At 54.4% G+C, this 20,999-nt stretch carries 19 protein-coding genes and 1 pseudogene; 2 read left to right on the top strand and 18 right to left on the bottom strand.

The genetic code is table 11. The annotated features are described in order from the left end of the window. Window positions 1-73: 73 nt before the first annotated feature. The 5 genes from FHS18_RS14940 to FHS18_RS14920 all read right to left on the bottom strand — a co-directional run bounded on the left by FHS18_RS14940 (window position 74) and on the right by FHS18_RS14920 (window position 4,855). Window positions 74-1,054 carry an aldo/keto reductase gene (locus FHS18_RS14940; protein ID WP_183600886.1) on the bottom strand — a complete coding sequence of 327 codons (981 nt, stop codon included), beginning with the start codon at window positions 1,052-1,054 and terminating at the stop codon, window positions 74-76. Window positions 1,055-1,189: 135 nt separating this feature from the next. Next, on the bottom strand, window positions 1,190-2,338 hold the full coding sequence (locus FHS18_RS14935) for a glycoside hydrolase family 88 protein (RefSeq protein ID WP_183600885.1): 1,149 nt from the start codon (window positions 2,336-2,338) through the stop codon (window positions 1,190-1,192). A gap of 7 nt (window positions 2,339-2,345) precedes the next feature. Next, the gene (locus FHS18_RS14930; protein ID WP_281378770.1) at window positions 2,346-2,918 is read right to left on the bottom strand and encodes a carbohydrate ABC transporter permease; all 573 of its coding nucleotides are present in this window, start codon (window positions 2,916-2,918) and stop codon (window positions 2,346-2,348) included. A 26-nt stretch (window positions 2,919-2,944) separates the two neighbouring features. After that, complete coding sequence (locus tag FHS18_RS14925) at window positions 2,945-3,973, bottom strand: Gfo/Idh/MocA family protein (RefSeq protein ID WP_183600883.1); 1,029 nt, start codon at window positions 3,971-3,973, stop codon at window positions 2,945-2,947. Window positions 3,974-4,009: 36 nt separating this feature from the next. Further along, entirely contained in the window at window positions 4,010-4,855 is an 846-nt protein-coding gene (locus FHS18_RS14920; RefSeq protein ID WP_183600882.1) for a sugar phosphate isomerase/epimerase family protein, read from the bottom strand. A 173-nt stretch (window positions 4,856-5,028) separates the two neighbouring features. On the opposite strand from FHS18_RS14920, the gene FHS18_RS14915 reads away from it, so the two are divergent. Continuing rightward, window positions 5,029-5,946 (top strand): helix-turn-helix transcriptional regulator, encoded by a 918-nt coding sequence (locus FHS18_RS14915; protein WP_183600881.1) that lies wholly within the window; start codon window positions 5,029-5,031, stop codon window positions 5,944-5,946. Window positions 5,947-6,048: 102 nt separating this feature from the next. Here FHS18_RS14915 and FHS18_RS14910 read toward each other — a convergent pair whose 3' ends face one another. The 5 genes from FHS18_RS14910 to FHS18_RS14890 form a co-directional block, all read right to left on the bottom strand. After that, window positions 6,049-7,281: a cation:proton antiporter gene (locus FHS18_RS14910; protein ID WP_183600880.1), complete on the bottom strand. Its 1,233-nt coding sequence runs from the start codon at window positions 7,279-7,281 to the stop codon at window positions 6,049-6,051. A gap of 372 nt (window positions 7,282-7,653) precedes the next feature. Then, window positions 7,654-9,213, bottom strand: coding sequence for a glycine betaine uptake BCCT transporter (locus FHS18_RS14905; protein ID WP_183600879.1), 1,560 nt, complete (start codon window positions 9,211-9,213; stop codon window positions 7,654-7,656). 160 nt (window positions 9,214-9,373) lie between these two features. Then, window positions 9,374-10,237, bottom strand: coding sequence for a glycine betaine ABC transporter substrate-binding protein (locus FHS18_RS14900; protein WP_183600878.1), 864 nt, complete (start codon window positions 10,235-10,237; stop codon window positions 9,374-9,376). Window positions 10,238-10,250: 13 nt separating this feature from the next. Beyond that, window positions 10,251-11,084: an ABC transporter permease gene (locus tag FHS18_RS14895; RefSeq protein WP_183600877.1), complete on the bottom strand. Its 834-nt coding sequence runs from the start codon at window positions 11,082-11,084 to the stop codon at window positions 10,251-10,253. Then, entirely contained in the window at window positions 11,081-12,280 is a 1,200-nt protein-coding gene (locus tag FHS18_RS14890) for a betaine/proline/choline family ABC transporter ATP-binding protein (protein ID WP_183600876.1), read from the bottom strand. The genes FHS18_RS14895 and FHS18_RS14890 overlap by 4 nt, the downstream gene beginning before the upstream one ends. 233 nt (window positions 12,281-12,513) lie before the next feature. Between FHS18_RS14890 and FHS18_RS14885 the strand changes: the two genes are divergently transcribed. Further along, the gene (locus FHS18_RS14885; protein ID WP_183600875.1) at window positions 12,514-13,074 is read left to right on the top strand and encodes a GbsR/MarR family transcriptional regulator; all 561 of its coding nucleotides are present in this window, start codon (window positions 12,514-12,516) and stop codon (window positions 13,072-13,074) included. Between the two features lie 90 nt (window positions 13,075-13,164). On the opposite strand, the pseudogene FHS18_RS14880 reads toward FHS18_RS14885, so the two are convergent. The 8 genes and pseudogenes from FHS18_RS14880 to pflB all read right to left on the bottom strand — a co-directional run bounded on the left by FHS18_RS14880 (window position 13,165) and on the right by pflB (window position 20,977). Beyond that, window positions 13,165-14,024: pseudogene (locus FHS18_RS14880) on the bottom strand (Cof-type HAD-IIB family hydrolase). Between the two features lie 111 nt (window positions 14,025-14,135). After that, complete coding sequence (ndk, locus tag FHS18_RS14875) at window positions 14,136-14,537, bottom strand: nucleoside-diphosphate kinase (protein ID WP_183600873.1); 402 nt, start codon at window positions 14,535-14,537, stop codon at window positions 14,136-14,138. A gap of 76 nt (window positions 14,538-14,613) precedes the next feature. After that, window positions 14,614-15,738: a PAS domain-containing sensor histidine kinase gene (locus tag FHS18_RS14870; protein ID WP_183600872.1), complete on the bottom strand. Its 1,125-nt coding sequence runs from the start codon at window positions 15,736-15,738 to the stop codon at window positions 14,614-14,616. Then, window positions 15,731-16,384 carry a response regulator gene (locus FHS18_RS14865; RefSeq protein ID WP_183600871.1) on the bottom strand — a complete coding sequence of 218 codons (654 nt, stop codon included), beginning with the start codon at window positions 16,382-16,384 and terminating at the stop codon, window positions 15,731-15,733. Before FHS18_RS14865 ends, FHS18_RS14870 begins: the two co-directional genes overlap by 8 nt. Window positions 16,385-16,418: 34 nt before the next feature. Continuing rightward, window positions 16,419-16,877, bottom strand: coding sequence for a hypothetical protein (locus FHS18_RS14860; protein ID WP_183600870.1), 459 nt, complete (start codon window positions 16,875-16,877; stop codon window positions 16,419-16,421). Between the two features lie 135 nt (window positions 16,878-17,012). Continuing rightward, a complete protein-coding gene (locus tag FHS18_RS14855) occupies window positions 17,013-17,729 on the bottom strand; it encodes a Crp/Fnr family transcriptional regulator (RefSeq protein WP_409348551.1) in 717 nt (238 codons plus the stop codon). Window positions 17,730-17,938: 209 nt separating this feature from the next. Continuing rightward, window positions 17,939-18,670 (bottom strand): pyruvate formate-lyase-activating protein, encoded by a 732-nt coding sequence (pflA, locus tag FHS18_RS14850; RefSeq protein ID WP_183600869.1) that lies wholly within the window; start codon window positions 18,668-18,670, stop codon window positions 17,939-17,941. A gap of 36 nt (window positions 18,671-18,706) precedes the next feature. After that, window positions 18,707-20,977, bottom strand: a complete 2,271-nt coding sequence (gene pflB, locus FHS18_RS14845; protein ID WP_281378756.1) for a formate C-acetyltransferase — start codon at window positions 20,975-20,977, stop codon at window positions 18,707-18,709. Between the last annotated feature and the right edge of the window lie 22 nt (window positions 20,978-20,999).

The following is a 20,999-nucleotide window of genomic DNA, read 5'->3' as shown; positions in this document are numbered from 1 at the left end:
CTGAATAAAAACAAAGGCAGCCGTTCAGTTCAACTGATGGCTGCCTTAACTTTATCTAAACATCGATTGATTGTTACAGCGCCCCGACGACGCGATGTGGAACATACAGCTCCTCGAGCGACTTAATCTCGTCCTCCGTTAACGTCACCGCAAGCGACCCTACAGCCTCTTCGAGCTGCGCGTTGCTCGTCACGCCGAAGATCGGCGATGTTACCGGTTGTTTCTGGAGCAGCCAGGCAAGCGCGATATGTACGCGAGGAACGCCGCGCTGCTCCGCGATAGCCGTCACGCGATCCGCGATGACGCGGTCGATCTCGGCCGTTGCCCCGTATTTCATCTGCTGAGCCTGATCGGTCTCGGAACGCTTGGTCACTGCGGACCATTCGCGAGCCAACCGGCCGGAGGCGAGCGGGCTGTACGGAATGACGCCGATTCCCTCTGCCTTGCACAGCGGCATCATCTCCCGCTCCTCTTCGCGATAGATCAGGTTAAGGTGGTTCTGCATGGCGACGAAACGGGTCCATCCGTTGCGCTCTGCCACATGCAGCGCCTTCTGGAATTGCCAAGCATACATCGCCGAAGCCCCGATGTATCGGGCCTTACCTGCTTTGACGACGTCATGCAGCGCTTCCATCGTCTCCTCGATCGGCGTATTGTAGTCCCAACGATGAATTTGGTACAGATCGACATAATCGGTACCGAGCCGTTTCAGGCTGTTATCGATCTCGCTCATGATGGCCTTCCGCGACAATCCCGCGCCGTTCGGGCCTTCTTGCATCCGGAAGAACACCTTCGTCGCGATGACGACTTCATCCCGGTTGGCATAATCCTTCAGGGCACGGCCCGTGATTTCTTCGCTCGCCCCGGTCGAATAGATATTCGCCGTATCGAAGAAATTGATGCCCAGCTCAAGCGCCCTCTTGATGATCGGACGGCTGTTCTCTTCATCGAGCAGCCATGGATGCGTCCACCGATTGACATCGCCGAAGCTCATGCATCCCAGACAAATCCGGGAGACATCCAATCCTGTATTGCCCAGTTTCACATATTCCATCGTTATCCCCGCTTTCCAAGTGAAATCATCCTTCGCGAACGTACCTCATGATGATCGACCTGCAGTCACGATGTATTATCTCACTTAGAGTTTACTCGAAGTCAAGCGATATGGAATATTTCCCCGCTTGCTCGATTAACGGCGCTCGTACCAATATCCCGGAATGCCGCGCTCCAGCCGCAGCAGCGCTTCCAGATAGTAATAATCGCCCCATATCATATAGCCATCCAAGCCAAGCCCGCCGCGGACATGATAAGACCCGTGGTCGAGCAGGCCTTCGGCCTCCTCCCCGACCGTCGCATAGCCGTTCATGAGGGCGTCCATCGTTCGGCTGACCGCTGCTTCTAACCTTTGGCGGCCGTGATCCGCTTCAGGCAGATGCGTCAGAATTTCCAGCATGCCGCAGGCCGCAATAGCGGAGGCCGAGCTGTCCCGGCTCGTATTCTCCCCGAGGGGAGCATGGAAATCCCAATACGCAACCCCGTCTTCAGGCAGATGCCGGATAAAATAATCCGCAAGCCGTTTGGCCGTCTCGAGAAACTCGGCTTTCCCGGTGTAGCGGTACGACAACGCAAACCCGTAGATGCCCCACGCCTGTCCTCTCGTCCATGTCGAGCCGTCGTTGTACCCTTGATGCGTGCCGCCGCGAATCGGCTCCCCGGAAGCCGTATCGAAGTAAAATGTATGGTAGGACGAGTCGTCCCCTCTCACCAGGTAGCGTCGCGATAACTCGGCTTGCTTGAGCGCAATCTCCTTGTAGGCGTCATTGCCGGTTGCCTCTGCGGCCCAGTACAGCAAAGGCAAATTGAGCAAACAATCGATAATGATCCTCCCGCCGTTATCGGGATCTCCTTCAGGTCCCCAAGCTTGGATATAACCTGCGCCTCGCCAGCGTTCCATCAGAAGATCTGCCGCTTGGATGGCCAGTTCGCGATGATCCTCCTTTCCTTCCACGACCCAGCCAGCGAACGCGGACAAGCCATAGAGGAAGCCGATATCGTGATGATCCAGACAGATCCGCTCCGTAAGCCTTCTGCGGAAATCATCGATCTGCAGATTGGCTTGCCCCCGGAAATAGTCATCTCCCGTGTACTCGTAGCATAGCCAGGCAAGCCCGGTATGGAAGCCCTCGATCCAATCTTCATTCGCTCCCCAATCATATCGTTTGTCGTTCGTAATATGCGGGAAGCTCTGCCCGTTACGTTCGAGGTTCCTGCGTACTTTGGCCACGGCATCCTCAATGGCTGCCAGCCTCTGCGAGGCTTGGGCTGCGATTCGGTTCATCTGTTCCTCATCCTTTCACCGCGCCTACGGACAGGCCGGAGATGAAATATTTTTGGGCCGCGAAAAAGACGGCGATGACAGGAAGGAGCGAAGACACCGCGCCTGCCATGATCAGATTGAATTCCGACGCGAACTCGCCGTTTAGCGCCGCCAATCCGAGCGGAATCGTCTTCAAGCGATCGTCGTTCAGATAGATCAGCGGCGCCTGGAAGTCGTTCCATACCCAGGAGAAGCAGAAGATCGTCAGCGTCGCGATCGCGGGTTGGGCCAGCGGGAGTATGATCCTTGCGAAAATCGCGAACTCGCCGCAGCCGTCGATGCGGGCCGCCTCCGATAACTCGCGGGAGATCGAGATAAAGAATTGGCGCATCAGGAATACGCCATACGGGCTGAAGATCTCTAGGAAGATGAGCGCCCAATGCGAATTGACAAGCCCCAGTTCCTTCATGGTGAGATATTGCGGAATCATGATGACTTGATACGGAATCATGTACGAAACGAGATAAACAAGAAACATGCGGTTGCGGCCGGGGAACTCCAATCTGGCGAAGGCATAGCCGGCAAGGGAGCAGGTGAGCAGCTGCCCGAAGGGGACCTGACGTTACGTTATTGACCTGACGCCAGTTGCAGCAGAACCCATTCCGAAGCGCGATCTGCCGAATGCTGCTCGGCTTCGATAATCTTCAAGCTTCCCGCCGCGCTGTCCGCCGGGCAGACGAGATTCGGCTCACCGCTCCGAATCGTGTGCATATAGGCGCGTATCATCCGGTAATAGCCGGTGTCGCTGGACAGTTCCGGCGTGTAGGCTTCGCCCGCGCTTGGGTAGACGCGAACTTCGCCTCGCTCGAACACGATCATGCCATGCTCGAAGTTGACGCGGTAGCCCATGATGAAGCCATGCTCCCCCGCATACGTCCAATCCGCTTGCGCGTCGATCAGCTTGCCGTCAGGGTACGCGTATTGGGTACGGACGATGTCATAGCCGCTGCCCGCGATGACATTCTTGCCCGCGGCGGACACCCGGTCCGGCATGCCGAACAGCCAATGGATCATGTCCGTATCATGAATATGCATATCGAGCAGGCAACCGCCGCTCAGTTCTCCGTTCAAGAACCAGCCTTGTGGCGACTCGGAGCCGCGGTAGAACGTGCCGGCATGGACGCCGCCGAACCGCTGGTCGTCGACGCAGTCCTTCAAGAATTCGTAGGCCGGCCAGTAACGCAGGCATTGCCCGATCAGCAGCTGCCGCCCGGTCCGTGAAGCCGTCTCAGCCATCCGAACCGCTCCCTCATAGGTGCGCGCGATCGGCTTCTCGCACAGGACATGATAGCCGCGTTCCATCAGCCTGCAGCTCAAATCCGCATGCAGCGGCGTCGGCAGCGTGATGTCGATGACGTCCAGCCGTTCTGCATGAAGCATCTGTTCGATGTCCTCATACAGGTTGAACGCCGACAAGTCATAAACCTCCCGATCGGTCGCGATATTGCCGGGCGCCTTGCTGTTCTTCAATTCATGGATGCGAATATCGCATATGGCCGTTAATTGGATCGGTTCCCCTTCAGCCATCAAGCGAACATAATTGTCCATATGCATCCTACCCATGAAACCGAACCCGATCAATCCTATCTTGAGCATAATGCCGCCTCCCTCTCCCTTCGATAGTGAACCATGTTATCGGCCCCGTCCCAGAATCGCATCGATCGATGCGGACGTGTTATAGATGATCTGCTCCGCGTGATGCGTGTAAGGCGGGATCATCTCCGCGGTGACATACCCTTCATAGCCCACTTCATGCAGAGCCTCGATGACGGCCGGATAATCGACATCGCCTGCCAGCAGGTCGACGAATCCATGGAGCCCTCCGGCGCTGCGGCGGTAATCCTTCAGATGTACCTTCTTGATCCGATGGCCCAGAATGCGCACCCATTGCTCCGGATATCCCACGAATACGACATTGCCGACATCGAGATAGGACCCGACGTAATCGGAACCGACCGCATCGATGAAGCCGCGCAACTCGAGCGGCGACAGCAGGAATTTGTTCCATACATTCTCGATCCCGATGTTCACGCCGGTCTGCTTGGCTTCTTCCGCCAAGATCGCGATCGCTTCCAGCGCCCGATCATAAGCGCGGTCGTAATCGACGACCGGATGGTCCGGGATAAAATCGACGCCGACCGCGCCCGGAATGACCAGGATCGTATCCGCTCCCAGCAAGGCGGCGGTCTCCAGCTGTTTCTTGCCGATATCGATCGCCTTGGCGCGGATCGCGGCCGAATCGCTCGTCATCGAATAGGTCCAGTACAGCCCCGTCGCCAGCCCGCATAATTCCAGTCCGCTCTCCGCCAGCCGCGACTTGATGCCGAGGAGCTCCTTCTCGGTCGCTTCCAAGCTAAGCTCGCCTTGCTCGTTCAAGGCGAGCTCGATGCCCTCGAATCCTGCCGACTTGGCAAGCTGGATACATTCCGCGATCGGCATGCCTTCGCGGAAGGACCAGATGTTGATGCCTTTTTTCATTGCATACGCCTCCTATTTGCACAATTGTGTTCGATATGGATTGGTGAAATACGGGTGACGAATCAAGTAATACCTATAGTATAATGGGATCTAAGCTTGACGTAGTTAGCGTATAGCGCGACTACTTGGACTTTTCCTGCCATTATCGTTGGAGATGAAGGAGCGGTAGACTAATGAAGGAGAACACGGCGGACAGCATAACGATCCCTTACGTCCGACAGATGCGGCCGTATAGGGAATGGTCGCCCGGCATTCATTACGCGCAAGCCCAGACGATGCCGACCGGCAAATTGAATTGGCGAAGACTCTACGACTTCGAACTGCTCTACGTCAGCCAAGGCGCAGCCGTAACCACGATGCATGACGCGGCCTATCCCCTGCAAGCCGGACAGATGATCCTGCTGCCTCCGGGGGTATGGCACCAGAATGAGGTACTCTCCGAGCCGCATGCCAAGTTCATCGGCATTCATTTTGACTTTTTGGGCGAGATGGATGTGCAGTGCGAGGATGATATGGTGGTCAATGAAAATCATGTCCAGCCCCGCAAATTTGCCGTGGAAGCCGTATCGGACGAGTTCAGCCCGCTCTCGGACCACTTGGTCTACCATCCCTCCCCTGCCGTAGTGGAATGGATGGAGCAGCTCATTCAGGAATTCTCCATGCGCAGTCCCGGATACAAACTGATCTGCAAAGGATTAATGCTGAACATTCTAGTCAGCCTGCTCCGCACGCAAATGGCGCGCCGCATAGCCAAATCTACGCCGCACGGCCCTCAGATCGCCGCATTGATGCAAGCGGTCGAGGCTGATCCGTCGCACGATTGGAGCAGCAGGTCGCTGGCCAGCCGAGCGAATATGCATGAGGATCATCTGGCGAAGCTGTTCAAGCGGATTGCCGGCAAGCCACCAGGAGAATTCGTCGCCGATATCCGCCATCGCGAAGCCAGACGGCTGCTACGGGAAACCGAACAAACCGTGATGGAGATCGGACAACAGGTCGGCTATGAAGACCTGCATTATTTCAGCAGAGTGTTCAAACGTCATGAAGGCATATCGCCTCGGGAGTACAGGAAGCTGGCCCGGATGTTGTAATCTTTGCCCCGCAAAAAAAGTGGAGAAGACCTCATTGCCGTCTTCTCCACCGCCGCTTAGTCTAATCCGGAAGCCTATGCTTCACACTTGGCAGATCCCATCCTATTGCCTGCTTCCTTTCTTCTCGCTCAGCCCGAGCTTCAGCACGAGCGGCTTGATCGTCAACCCTTGGATGAGCAAGGAGAACAAGACGACGCTGAAGGTCAGGACGAGCACAGTCTCTCTCCCTTCGAATGAAGCGGGCAGGCTCAAGGCGAGTGCGATCGACAGGCTCCCCTTCAGACCGCCCCAGTTCAGAATCGCCTTCCAGCTGCCCGGGAAGTTGCGAAGCATCGAGACGCTCGCATAGAGCGCGACCGTTCGGCCGACAAGGACAATCAAGATCGCGCCTGCGATCACAAGCCATTTGTCGGAGAAGTCGATCTGTTTAATCTCAAGACCGATCATTAAGAAGATGAGGGAATTGGCGATCAGCGTAATGACATCCCAGAACGAATGAATGTTCGTTAGCGTCGTCTCCGACATGCCGATCTTGGCGCCGTAGCTGCCGAAGATTAAGCCGCCCACGACAACCGCAATAACGCCGGACACATGGAAGTGCTCGGCAATGAAGTAGCTGCCGAAGAATAACAGCATCGAGAAGCCGATCTCCAATGGATAGTCATCATAGAAACGGATCAGCTGGGAGAACAAATAGCCCATGACTGCGCCGACCGCGATCCCGCCAAGCGCGAACTTGAGGAACAAGAGCACGCCGCTTCCTACGCCTGCAATCCCCATCTCCATGTAAGAGAGCAAATAAATCGATGAGATTTGGAATAACACGACGGCAATCCCGTCATTAAACAGCGATTCCCCTTCGATGATGGTGACGATGGACTTCGGTACGCCTAACGACTTGAAGATGGAGATGACGCTGATCGGATCTGTCGCGCTCATCAGCGAAGCGAAGGTAAAGGCGACAACAAGCGGCAGATCAAGCAGATAGTAACCCGCCGCTGCAATGACGAAGAATGACAACAGCGTTCCGCCGAACGCAAGCGCCAATACGGGCTTGCTCTGCTCTCTGAGATGAGAGAACGGCAGCTTCAAGGTCGCGTCGCCAAGCAGAATCGGCAAGAACAACGAGATGATGACCGCTTGGAATACATGAGATTGCGTGATGTACGTTTCCGCCTCCTCCAAGAACGGAACATTCGTAATGCCGAGCACCAAGCCGACAATGACGAGTGCGATCGAATAGGGTTGATTCAATTTCTTGGCAACGGCAATGACGAACATGGAGACCGCGAGCAGAACTAAGAGCTGAATAAAAGTTTCGTTGAACAGATGCATATCGATTTCCTCCTTAGACTTAATATGGTTCATTGTTACAAAAAACAACAAAAAGAGCCGCATCATCCGAGACTGCCGCGCATAATGACACAGCGATCCGGTTGACGGGCTCCTCCATGCGTAAAGATGACGCGTTCATCGCCATACTTCCCGCAATAAGCAACAAGGAGCCCTTGGTGACAGGCTCCTCCGGTAATTCACGTTATTCAGTTAATTCCTTGTCATTATACCCGAATTTTTCCCAGGAGTAAACCGTGGTTTGCCGCTTAGCCCAGCAGCAACTGCCTGTCAGTCATCAGCGCATGCCAAGCTTATTCCTAATATGCAGGTATACTTCGTGATGTGTCATCTTCTTCAACGCAGCGTCGCGAACTAGACTTTCACCTGAGAAGACTCTTCAGACGCGGTCTCTCGTTCCAGCAGTTTTTGCAATCGGATGCGCTGCTGCCGCTCCCGCTTCTTGAGAAGTTTGTCTTCCTCGCTTAATGCCTTATGTAAAGAAACGCACATCCCGATCAGGATGACGGCAAACGGCAGCGCCGCAGCAATAGAAGCGGTCTGTAACCCGTTCAATCCCCCGCTTATAAGAAGCACAAGCGCGATGGAGGACTGCAGGATGCCCCAGGTAATCTTCACCTTGTTCGTCGGATTGAGATTACCATCTGACGACAACATGCCTAGCACGAATGTCGCGGAATCGGCCGATGTGACGAAGAACGTAATAATGAGCAGCGTCGCGATCCCCGCGATGATCGTTCCTAGCGGCAGCTCTTCCAACGTCAGGAACAGGGCCGAGGTGACGTCCTCCTGAACGGCCTTAGCCAGCTCTACATGATCGAACATTTCCAGCTGAAGCCCAGTCCCGCCGAAGACGGCGAACCAGACAAAACCGAAGGCGCTCGGGATAAGCAACACGCCGAGCACGAATTCCTTGATCGTCCTGCCCTTCGATACCCGGGCGATAAAGGTGCCGACGAACGGCGCCCAGGCGATCCACCACGCCCAGTAGAAGAGCGTCCATGAACCTACCCAAGTTCCTTTGGTAAATGGTGTCAGACGCAGGCTCATCTCGATTAGATTTTGCAGGTAACCCCCGAGCGACAACGTGAAAGTATCGAAAATAAACGAGGTCGGCCCCATTAAGAGCACGAACAACAACAGAATGACGGCTATAAGGAGGTTCGCATTGCTGATCATCCGGATTCCCTTATCCAGACCGGTCGTAGCCGACAGAAGGAACAGCACCGTTACGATGACGATAATGCCGACCTGCGCCGTTACCGACATGGGCAATCCGAACAGATGATTCAGACCTCCATTGATTTGAAGCGTACCAAGACCAAGCGAGGTCGCTACACCGAAGGCGGTCGCAATGACCGCTAGGGTATCGATGGCTTTGCCGACGCCCCCTTCAACCAGTCTGCTGCCCAGGAGCGGTATGAAGGTTGGGCTGATTAAGCCCTTATAGCCTTTGCGGAATTGAAAATAAGCGAGCGACAGCGAGATGACGGTATAGACCGCCCAAGGATGCAATCCCCAATGGAAGAAAGCATATCGCATCGCCAGGCGAGCCGATTCCACCGTTCCTCCAGTTGCGCCTTCAGGCGGACTCATATAATGGGAGAGCGGTTCCGCGACGCCCCAGAAGACGAGCCCTATTCCCATGCCGGCGCTGAATAACATAGCGAACCAGGATATATTCGAATACTCCGGTTCATCATCGTCATCCCCCAGCTTGACCTTCCCGAATCGACTGAACGCCATATATAAGGCAAAGACGAGGAACATTAAGGTCGACAGCAAGTAGAACCAGCCGAAATTACCGATGGAGAAGGCAAAGGTCCGGTCCGCCACGGCCGATAATTGATCCGGGGCAATCGCACCCCATAACACGAACAATAAAATTATTACTAAAGATATTCTAAATACCATCTTTAACCTCTTTTCATAACTTGCATGGAATCGCATGTTCCCCGTTCATTGTTTGTAGATCTTCTCCTCCTTATGCAGAAAAAGGGAAGGCCTACTCCCGCCGATAACAAGGCAGTCAGAAGCCTTCCTTCTCTATTCCTTCATGTACCCTCGAACCGAGTTATTCAATCCCGGCCAGCCATGCTTTCACTTGGTCTTCATGGCTGTCCACCCATGCTTTGGCCGCTTCTTCAGGGGATTTCCCTTCCTGAATGGCTACCATCACCTCTGCCATATCGTCCGGGGTCCATGTAAACTGATCGAGCAGCTTGTAGGCGTCAGGCATATCCGATTGCAAATCTTTGCGCGCCATCGTATGGATCTGCTCATCGCCGCCGTACACACCTTTCGGATCCTCCAGATATTTGAGGTCCATCTTGGCGAACATCCAGTGCGGCGTCCAGCCTGTCACAATTATTGGCTCCTTCGCTTCATAGGCCTTCTGGAGCTCGGTCGCCATCGCCGCCGAGGAGCTCTCCACCAGCTTCCAATCCGAATCGAGCCCATAATCTTTGAGCGCCTGGTCGGTCGACATCATGATCCCGGCGCCGGGTTCGATGCCGATAATTTTATGTGCGACATCACTGCCAGCGGTCTTCAAATCTTCGATCGAGCTGAGTTCCATATAGGAAGGGACGACCAGTCCGACTTTCGTTCCGCTCAAGTTCTCTCCGAGATCTTCCATATCGGCACCGTATTTCTCCAGATAGGAAGCATGCGTCGATGGCAGCCAAGCCGCGACCATCGCATCCGCGCTGCCGTCGGCAATCCCGGCCCACATCGGTCCGGCATCGACTTGCAGCAGCTCGACTTCATAATCCAGCTTGGACTCCAGCACGTATTTCACCACGTTCGTGCTGGCGATCTCGGAATCCCAAGCGACGTAAGCAAGTTTGATCGCTTTGTTATCTCCAGCGTTCGTACAACCTGCAAGTCCTGCTGCAATGATAACGGCGGATAAGGCCAATCCCCACTTCTTCTTCATTATTCATTCACCTCTAGCGTTTATTTTTCTTCATGACTCTCGACGTCAAGCGATCGAGAAGGATGGCTAGTACAACGATCGCCAAGCCAGCTTCGAAGCCTTGACCGGTCTTCGTCTGCGTGACGGCGCGATAAACATCGGCGCCGAGCCCTTGCGCGCCGATCATCGACGAGATGACGACCATGGACAACGACAGCATAATCGTCTGATTGATACCGGCCATCATGGTTGGCAGAGCCATCGGCAACTGAAGTTTCAATAGCTTCTGGTTCGGCGTCGATCCGAAGGCGTTCGCCGCCTCGACAAGCTCGGCAGGAACCTGCCGGATACCGAGATTCGTCAGACGAATCGTCGGAGGCACGGCAAATATAATAGAAGCGATAACGCCGGGCACAACCCCTAGGGAGAAAAATGACACGGCCGGCAGCAAATAAACGAAAGCAGGCATCGTCTGCATGAAGTCCAGCACCGGGGTCAATACATTCTGCGCCACTCGGCTTCTGGCGCATAAGATGCCGACCGGCACGCCCACTAGAATCGAGAATAGCGAGGCTGCCAGCACAATGGCCAAAGTTTCCATCGCATGCTCCCAATAACCTAAATTATCGATTAACAAAAGTCCGATTAATGCGAAAATTCCGATTCTCCATTTGCCAATCAACCAGGCAATCAGGGTCAGCACGAGCAGCATCACCAATGAAGGTCCGAGCATGAGTACGCTGGCGAGGAAATCGACGACGGAACCGATAATGACTCGAATAAGTTCAAATAAAGGGTCAAAATGATTCTCTAACCATGCTTCCAATGTTTCGATCCAATCGCCCAATGGCAGTTTTGGCAAATTCATCGTGCAGCACCTGCTTCCGGTACGGTGTTCCCTGCTAGCGCAGCCAGGACGGAGCCTCGAATAATAATGCCGAGCAGCCGCTCCGCCTCATCGATAACCGCCAAAGGCACATGCGAAGAAGACATCGGATCGAACAATTCATGGAGGAACGTATCTGGCGCGACCTTCGGAATATCGCGGACCAGAATATCTTCAAGCAATAATCCTTCCTTCAAGGCAGCCGAAGCACCTTCAGCCGTAATGACCCCGAGCAGCTTCTTGCCTTTGTCCGTTACATACAAGCTCGAGACGCCTTGTTCGCGCATGAGCTGCAGCGCGACCCTCGGTCCCCGTTCGAGCCTGATCGTCTCCGGCCGAATCATGACATGAGCGGCGGTCAACACTTTGGAGAGGTCAACATCCTCAATAAACCGCTCCACGTATTGATTCGCGGGCTCCATTAATATTTCTTCAGGCGTTCCGATCTGGACGATAACGCCGTCCTTCATGAGCGCGATTCTATCCCCTATGCGCAGCGCTTCATCCAGATCGTGCGTAATGAACACGATCGTCTTCTGCATCGTGGATTGCAACTGCAGCAGCTCATCTTGCATATCTTTGCGGATCAGCGGATCCAGCGCGCTGAATGCTTCATCCATGAGCAGCACGTCGGGATCGTTGGCCAACCCGCGAGCAAGACCGACGCGCTGCTGCATACCGCCGCTCAGCTGATCGGGATAGCTGTCCTCCCAGCCTTTAAGGCCGACCAGCTCCAGCGATTGCTGCGCCATCTGCTTTCGAGTTGTTTTATCGATACCTTGAATTTCAAGCCCATACTCGACATTCTGAAGAACGGTCCGATGCGGGAATAAGGCGAATTTCTGGAACACCATCCCAATCTTCTTCCGTCTGAATTGGCGCAGCTCCTGCGCATTCATCGTGACCACGTCACGCCCTTCGAACAACAATTGGCCGCTCGTCGGCTCGATTAATCGATTCAGCAGTCGGATCAGCGTGGACTTCCCGCTGCCTGACAAGCCCATTATGACGAAGATTTGCCCGGCTTCAATCGTGAAACTTGCTTGATTCACCCCAATGGTATGCTTCGTTTCCTTCAGAATCCGTTCTTTCGTCCACCCTTGCTGTAGCAGCTGAAGTGCTTTGTCTGGGTCGCCTCCGAAAATCTTGGTTAGTTGTCTGGCTTCAATGATGGACACGTTGTTCCCTCCCTTGCTTGTAGCGATTGGTTACAAGTTTAGGCGGTTAGTCCTGTTTAGTCAACAGTTAATACGGTTTATTAATTACGTACAGTATAAACTGTACAATATGTTTGCTGCTGTATACGCCTATTTCCTAACTAATTCTCCTTCCAATGAATGCTTTACTTTTATTTTCAGATAGGATTACAATAACATCAGAAGTTGGACTTGGTGACCTTTAGGAGGCAATTATGAACGAGGAATTAGACGGATTAACGCCTGATCAGTTGGGGTCGCTGCTCAAATCCCGCCAGCGTGTCATTGATTCAATCGGTAAGAACATGGATCTTTACGGCATAACGTTGTCCATCGGACACTTATACGGATATATGTACTTCCAGGATGGACCGGTCACCTTGGATCAGATGAGCCAGACCATGGGCATGAGCAAGACGTCGATGAGTACGGGCGTAAGGACCTTACTGGATTTGAAGATGATAGACAAGGTATGGGGAAAAGGCTCGCGGAAAGATTTTTACGAGGTGGTGCCCGATTGGCATCAGAACTTCAGCGACTTCTTCTCGATCAAGTGGCGCAAAGCCGTCGACGGCAATATGTCTGCATTGGAGCGGTCGCTCAAGGAGATACGGGCATTGCGCGAATCCGACCCGGACAACGAGCAGCTGCACAACCTGACCCTGTTCGACGAAACTAAAATCATCGAAGCGCTGAAGTACTACCGCTGGTTGGAGCGGCTGATCGATTCGCTGGAATCCGGAGACATATATAACTTTATTCCTAAAGAAGAATAGGACGAAACGTGAAAAAAGGATTCAAAAATAGAACGAGGCAGGGGATTTCATCCCTTGCCTCGTTTTTTGCGTCTTCGTCTAACCAAACGTTCACAGTACGAACTTCTCAAGCGCTACAGCGACACCATCGTTATCATTGGATTCGGTAACGTATCTCGCACAATCTTTTAGTTCTGTTATCCCATTCCCCATTGCGACCGGAAAACCGCACATCTGGAAAAGTCCCAAATCGTTAAAATCATCTCCGAACACCATGACATTTCCGGATTGACCCCGATGTCATTTAATACCGATTTCACTGCATTTTCTTTTGAGGCTGATTTATGCATGATTTGCACCAATACTTCTCCATCGGTTGCGATTACGTTAACCTGGTCACCGAATCTCTGGCTAACATCCCTCCAATTGCTATAACCGAGAGCTAATATTTTGGTCGGGGAGATTGAACGGATAAAATCGTAATCGACTACCTGTGGTTGAGCATCATTCGAACGGGCACCGAACTGAGCACTCTCTGTCTCGGGCACCGGCGTGCACGTATACCATAGGTCATTTACTTCATACGAGATTGTTGACTGAGGCTCATTCAGCCTCATGAATTCGTTTATCTGCTCACTAACTTCTATTGGGATACTGATGTGCTGTTGCGTCTGCTTGGATTTGCATTTTACCAGGGCACCATTGTAGAACACCAAATAGTCTACAAAAGGAAGTGACTGTACGAATTGTTCAGCGATTCTAGGCGGTCGCGCAGTAGCAACAATAATATGAATACCGGAATCGTAACACCTTTTAACAGCACTATAATTTCGAGGAGATATAGACTTATGACGATCTAGTAAGGTACCGTCCAAATCTAATACAATTGCCTGAATTTCTGTCACTTCCTTCCCTCCCGCAGATTGATTTTTTCCAATTATACACAAGTGACTACGAAAGTGGCAGTACATTATCAAAACAAAAAAGATACCTACACGCAAACCACTTGAATTCCAAGTGTCCGCACATAGGTACCCGCTTCGCCTCTTCACGTTCTATACATTCATCTATCTATCATTCATCTATTTGAAAAATCGATCGATTTCCATCGCCGCATTATCCGGCGAATCCGATCCGTGGATGACATTCTCTTCGACGGTCAATCCGTAGTCGCCGCGAATCGTGCCCGGGGGCGCTTCGGCCGGATTGGTCGGACCGATCAGCGACCGGGAGTTCTTGACCGCTCCTTTGCCCTCCACGATCATCGCGAACACTGGTCCGGACGTAATATAATCGACCAGTTCGCCGAAGAATGGCTTGTCCTTCAAATGTCCGTAATGCGCTTCCGCTGTCTCATGCGAGACGACTCTTAATTCTGCGCGTACGAGCGCCAATCCCTTCTCCTCGAATCGGCACACGATCTTGCCGATCAATCCGCGTCTTACCCCATCCGGCTTAATCATGACGAAAGCTTTTTCACTCATTGCTAACATCTCCTTTTGAGCGTATTTTACCCCGATCGGGCTAGTTTGATTGCGTTCAAGTTCCATGCGCCGCGCGTTACATCTCCGGCTTCGCAGCAGGCAGCCATAGCGTTACGACGGTCCCTTCGCCCGGCGAGGATTCCACCGACAGCGTTCCGCCCGCGATGCGCGCCCGCTCGGCCATACTCGATTGGCCGACGCCCGTCGAAGCCGCCATCGTATCGAATCCTCTCCCTCGGTCGGCAATTCGCGCAGTCACCTCACCGCCTTGTTCGAAGACGCTGACCTCGACTTCGTCGACATCGGCATACTTGGCGATGTTCGTCAACGCTTCCTGAACGACGCGGTAGATGACCGTTTCGTAGTCTTTGCCCAGCCGGCCGCGCAGTCGGCAATCGAAAGCGACCTTAATCCCGTAATGGGAGACGTAATTCTCGATGTACGTCCGCAAAGCCGGCACGATCCCCAGATCGTCCAGCACCGACGGCCGCAGTTCCCACGCCAGGCCGCGCACCTCTTCGATGATGCCCGCGACCTGCTCGCGAATCATGGAGAGATCCCGTTTCTCCGTCGCTTCTGCAGAGATGACACGATCCAAGCCAATGAGAAGCGAGAACAGGCTTTGCCCGATGCCATCGTGAAGCTCCCGCGAAAATTTGCGCCGCTCTTCCTCTTGGACGGTCATGACTTTGGCAAGCGTCTCCTTCAGTTCTTCTTCGACATTCTTCAGCCGGGTCACTTCGTTGCGGATAGCCAGGAACTGGTATGGTTTGCCTGCTTCATCCACGAACGGAACGATCGTCGTATTCACCCAATAGAACGTACCGTCCTTCGCCCGATTGCGGATATCTCCCATCCATACTTTGCCCGCTAATATGGTTGACCACAATTCGTGCATGAATGACTGAGGGTGGTAGCCGGAATTCAAGATGCGATGATCCTGCCCGAGCAGCTCGTGGCGGGCGTATTTCGAGATCTGGCAGAACTTATCGTTCACGTATTGAATTTTGCCGCGATGATCCGTGACGGCAACGATCGAGGAAGCGTCGAGCGCTAATTTCACGTCGGCCAACTGCTTCAGCGATTGTCTCAAATCATCGCGGAATCCGCCTTCTTCCAGCTGCGCGTCGAGCTGGGACAGCAGCGTATCGACATGTTCGGCAATGACGTCGCGCTCGGGGTAGCGGGAATCGTTATTCAAACTGCAGCAGCCCTTTCTTTATCGCGTATTTAATCAGCTCCGGCCGCGTCTTCAGACCCAGCTTATCCATGACGTTGCTCTTATGAGTCTCTACCGTCTTGACGCTAATAATCAGCTGCTCGGCGATTTCCTTGTTCGCGTACCCTTGCGCCGCGAGCGCCAGCACTTCCTTCTCCCGCTCCGACAGCGTGTCGAATACATCCGTGCTCTCGCCGCGCTTCATCCGCTCCATATATTCATTCATAAGCCGCTTCGTGGCGCTCGGGGTGAGATACGCGTCTCCCTTGGCGACCGAGCGGATCGCGGTCAGCAATTCCTCGTGCGGAGCGCTCTTGAGTACGTACCCCGCCGCGCCGTTATGTATGGCCCGGAACAAATATTCATCATCGTCATGCATGGTCAAGATGAGCACGGCGATCTCTGGCATGCGTACCTTGAGTTCCGCCGCGGCCGTCAGCCCGTCTTTGCCGTGCGGCATGCTAAGGTCCATCAAGACGACATCCGGACGAAGCGATTCTGCCGCGCGAATGCCTTCATCTCCTTCGGATGCCTCTCCGACGACTTCGATATCGTCCTTGCCTTCCAGCAGCATCCGCATGCCGGATCGAACCATGGCGTGATCATCCACAATTATGATTCTGATCATTCGTTTCCTCGCTTTCTTGAACTTAAGCCGGCTCTTAGCCTATCGTGCCGCCATTCATGACGGCCGTAAGCCCTGACAGCCAGGATTGTTCCCAGATTCGCGCAATCCCGCTTCGCTCATAGCTATGCTCCCCTCGACTGCCGAGCAGGAGGATACCGTCAGCCGATCCGCTGCCGTTGCCTAGCAAAGGACACGCGAATCCCGCTTCCAACCGTTCGGCGAGCATGACGGGACATTGGGCCAGCAGTTCAGCATTTTCCCTTTCGCTAACAGTGTATACCGTTCCGTGCCGCAGCACCATACCGCCAATACCGATACCCGGCTTGATCGCCATCCGCGAGACTCTCCCGTTGCGGCTGCCGAGCACGATCTGCCAGCGCATGGCCAGATTATCCGACGCCGGTAGCGCGATCGCGGCAAAATCGCTGCCGCTGCTTTTGCGCAGCCGTTCCAGCTCCAGCGTGAGCCGCTCTCTTATATGCGCACCATGCATAGGTTCATCACCTTTCTTTCCACCCGGTAACTATAGGTTCCCTATTGCCCGCCATGTGAGGGTTCGTAGCGATATGCGTTCAACGGGAATTCCCTTAGTCGCAGCTAAGGGTTCTCCCTGGGAACATGCGCCCTGTTACATCCGGCAAATCTCCTTCGGGCAGTTCTCGCAATGGCAAACGTCCCGCAGGTAGTTCAAGTCTTTGATGGTGAAATGACCGTCGGCATACTCGATGACGTCCGCTTTCTTCATATCGCTCAGCATGCGGTTCACGCTCTCCCGCGTCGCGCCGATCATGTCGGCCATCTCGGTGTTGTTGATCTTCAAGTCGATGTAGATCCCGCCGTCCCTCTGCTTGCCATACGAATTGCTCAGCCGGATCAGCAGCGAACACAGCGCGCCGGTCTTGCCGAACAACATCAGATCGCGGAATTTGCTCTGCGTCAAGCGATGCATCATGCCCATCCATTTCATGAACTCCACCGCCAGATCGCCGTGCTGCCACAGCAATACTTCAAGGTCTTTGCGCTGAATGACGCCGACCTTCGCGTCATGGGTCACTTCGGCGCTGAAGCTGTGCACGGAGTCGTTGAACGGATCCATCTGTCCGACTAGATCGCCCTTTTGATGCAAATACAGGGTCAGCGCCCGCCCGCTGTCCGAAGTCTTGGTCGTTCTTACCCGACCGCTGAAGATGAAGAACAATTTATCCGCTTTGTCGCCTTCCCAGAACAAGCAGCTGCCTTTCTCGGCGTTCTTCATGTACATGATGCCTTGAAGGAGTTCGAAGCTCCCGGCCGATAATACCGGTTCCAGGCCCTCCACGCGATTGTTCATTACTTCCATCTTCATCCGTCCCCTTTCCTAAGCTCACCGAGCTTCCTTGTTGATTCCATCATACCGCACCGCGAGCAACGCCGAACATCGGGGACCTCACCGATTTTTATAAGGGGGAATTCCCTTAGCGAAAGGGATTCCCTATAGGAGAAACCCCCTGACGGTAAATGCGGTATATGCAAAAAAGGCGCCTATATGCGCCCTCTTCGCTTCGTTGCCCGGAATTATAGCACGATATGATTCTTGGCTCTGTCTATGATCTCGCGAGCTCGCCGGACATCCCGGTCCGTCGGGGTCGGTACTCCTTCAAGCGGGTATTCGCGGCCCAAGGCCTGCCACTTATAGACGCCCATTCGATGGTACGGCAGCAATTCAACTTTCTCTACGTTGGTCAATAGCGAGATGAATTCGCCCAAAGCGTTCAAATCCTCAGCGTTATCGGTATAGCCCGGGATAAGCACGTGCCGGATCCATGCCGGCTTGCCGATCGATGACAGCCAACGGGCGAACTTCAAGATCCTGTCGTTCGACTGACTCGTCAGCAGCTCGTGCTTCTTCTTGTTCATCTGCTTCAGATCGAGCAGCACCAGATCCGTATACTTCATGAGCGTTACCGCGTGGGTCGGTTCGCAGAAACCCGAACTGTCCAGCGTCGTGTGCAGACCGAAACGTTCTTTGCACGCCTTGAAAAGCTCGGCGACGAAAGGAGCTTGTAGCGTCGGCTCGCCTCCCGTTACCGTAATGCCGCCGCCCGAACCTTTGTAGTAAGGTACGTAAGGTTCGATCTCCGCCAATACCTCTTCCACCGTTACTTGACGGCCTCCTGCCGTATCCCATGTATCCGGGTTATGGCAGAACTGGCACTGCAGCGCGCAGCCCTGCATGAACAGGACGAAGCGGATGCCGGGACCGTCCACGGTCCCGAATGTATCCATTGAATGTATGCGGCCTTTCATGCGGGCCACGCTCCTCTCTCCTCTTAAGCCTTGTTGTCAGATTTCCCCGTGGAACGTGCGGTTAATGACGTCTAGCTGCTGCTCTTTGGTCAGTCGGATGAAGTTCACGGCATAACCCGAAACCCGGATCGTCAACTGCGGGTACTTCTCCGGATGCTCCATCGCATCAAGCAACTGTTCGCGGTTGAACACGTTCACGTTCAGATGGTGACCGCCGCTTGCGGTATAACCGTCCAGCAATGCTGCCAAATTAGTAAAGCGAGCCTCGTCTTCCCGGCCGAGCGCCTTCGGAATGATCGAGAACGTATTGGAGATGCCGTCCAGGCTGTGCTCGTATGGCAGTTTCGCCACGGAAGCGAGCGATGCGAGCGCGCCTTTGCGATCGCGGCCGTGCATCGGATTCGCGCCCGGCGCGAACGGCTGGCCAGCTTTGCGTCCGTCCGGCGTGCTGCCGGTTTTCTTCCCGTACACGACATTGGACGTAATCGTAAGCACCGACATGGTCGGAATCGCGCCGCGGTAAGTCTTATGCTGGCGCAGCCGGTTCATGAAACCTTCGGCTAGCTCTACGGCAATCGCGTCTACGCGGTCATCGTTGTTCCCATACATCGGATAGTCGCCTTCGATCTCGAAATCGACCACGATGCCTTGCTCATTGCGAACCGGGCGAACCTTGGCGTATCGGATTGCGCTCAAGCTGTCGGCCACGACCGACAGTCCGGCAATGCCGCAGGCCATCGTGCGGACGATATCCCGGTCATGCAGCGCCATCTCGATGCGCTCGTAGCAATATTTGTCATGCATGTAGTGGATGACGTTCAGCGTGTTCATGTACAACTTGGCAAGCCAGTCTTGGACGATATCGAAGCGGGCTTTCACTTCCTCGTAGTCCAGCACTTCCGATGTAATCGGCGCAAGCTTAGGTCCGATCTGCGTACCCAGCTTCTCGTCCACGCCGCCGTTGATGGCGTAGAGCAAGGTTTTGGCCAAGTTGGCGCGCGCGCCGAAGAATTGCATTTGCTTGCCGATCCGCATGGCCGAGACGCAGCAGGCAATGCCGTAGTCATCGCCGAAATACGGGCGCATCAGGTCGTCGTTCTCGTATTGAATCGAGCTTGTTTCCGCCGATACCCGCGCGCAGTATTTCTTGAAGTTGTCCGGCAGCTTCGCCGACCACAGAACCGTCAGATTCGGCTCTGGCGCAGGTCCCAGGTTGTAGAGCGTGTGGAGGAACCGGAAAGAGTTGCGCGTCACGCGCGTCGTCCCGTTAAGCCCCATGCCGCCAACGGACTCGGTTACCCAGGTAGGGTCTCCGCTGAACAGTTCGTTGTAATCCGGCGTGCGCAGGAATTTCACGATTCTCAGCTTCATGACGAAATGGTCGACCAACTCTTGCGCTTCGCTCTCCGTGATCGCGCCTTCTTCCAGGTCGCGCGCAATGTAGATATCGAGGAAGCTGGAGACCCGGCCGAGGCTCATGGCCGCACCGTTCTGTTCCTTGATTGCCGCCAGATAAGCGAAGTACAGCCATTGTACCGCTTCCTTGGCGTTAACGGCCGGCGCCGAGATATCGAAACCATACGAAGCGGCCATCCGCTTCAGCTCGCCGAGGCTTCGAATCTGCTCGGACAGCTCTTCGCGCAGCCGGATCACGTCTTCGGTCATCGCGTCCGCCTCGATCTCGAGCAGCTCCGATTTCTTGCCGGCGATCAGTCGATCCACGCCGTAGAGCGCTACGCGGCGATAATCCCCGATGATGCGTCCACGGCCATAGGCGTCCGGCAACCCGGTAATGATACCCGCTTTGCGCGCTGCCCGCATCTCTGTCGTATAGGCGTCGAACACGCCTTGGTTATGCGTCTTGCGAATGTCCGTGAACAGCCGGTCGAGCTCCGGATTCAGCGTATAGCCATAGGCTTCGCAGGCGTCCGCCGCCATCCGGATCCCGCCGAACGGCTGCACGGCCCGCTTCAGCGGCGCGTCGGTCTGCAAGCCGACGATCCGTTCCCGCGCCTCGTCGATATACCCGGGTTCGTGCGAAGTAATCGTCGATACCGTATCCACGTCGATATCATGAACGCCGCCGCGCTCCCGCTCTTCCTTCAGCAGCTCGCTTACCCGTTCCCATAACGTTAACGTGTCCTGCGTCGGGTCCGCGAGGAACGTCTCGTCCCCTTCATATGGCGTGAGGTTAAGCTCGATGAAGGCGTTCACGTCGATCCGCTTCTGCCAGTTCCCTTCCGCAAATCCGCGCCATGCCTCGTTCCGTTTCAAGCCTTCCTTGATGTCGTGTTCTTTCATCGCCATCTTCCAACACCTCCGTTGATCT

The sequence above is a fragment of the Paenibacillus phyllosphaerae genome (assembly GCF_014192105.1).
Taxonomy (GTDB): domain Bacteria; phylum Bacillota; class Bacilli; order Paenibacillales; family Paenibacillaceae; genus Paenibacillus_Z; species Paenibacillus_Z phyllosphaerae.
The sequence above is the reverse complement of the archived record's forward strand: the minus strand, read 5'-3'. Positions and strand labels throughout refer to the sequence as shown.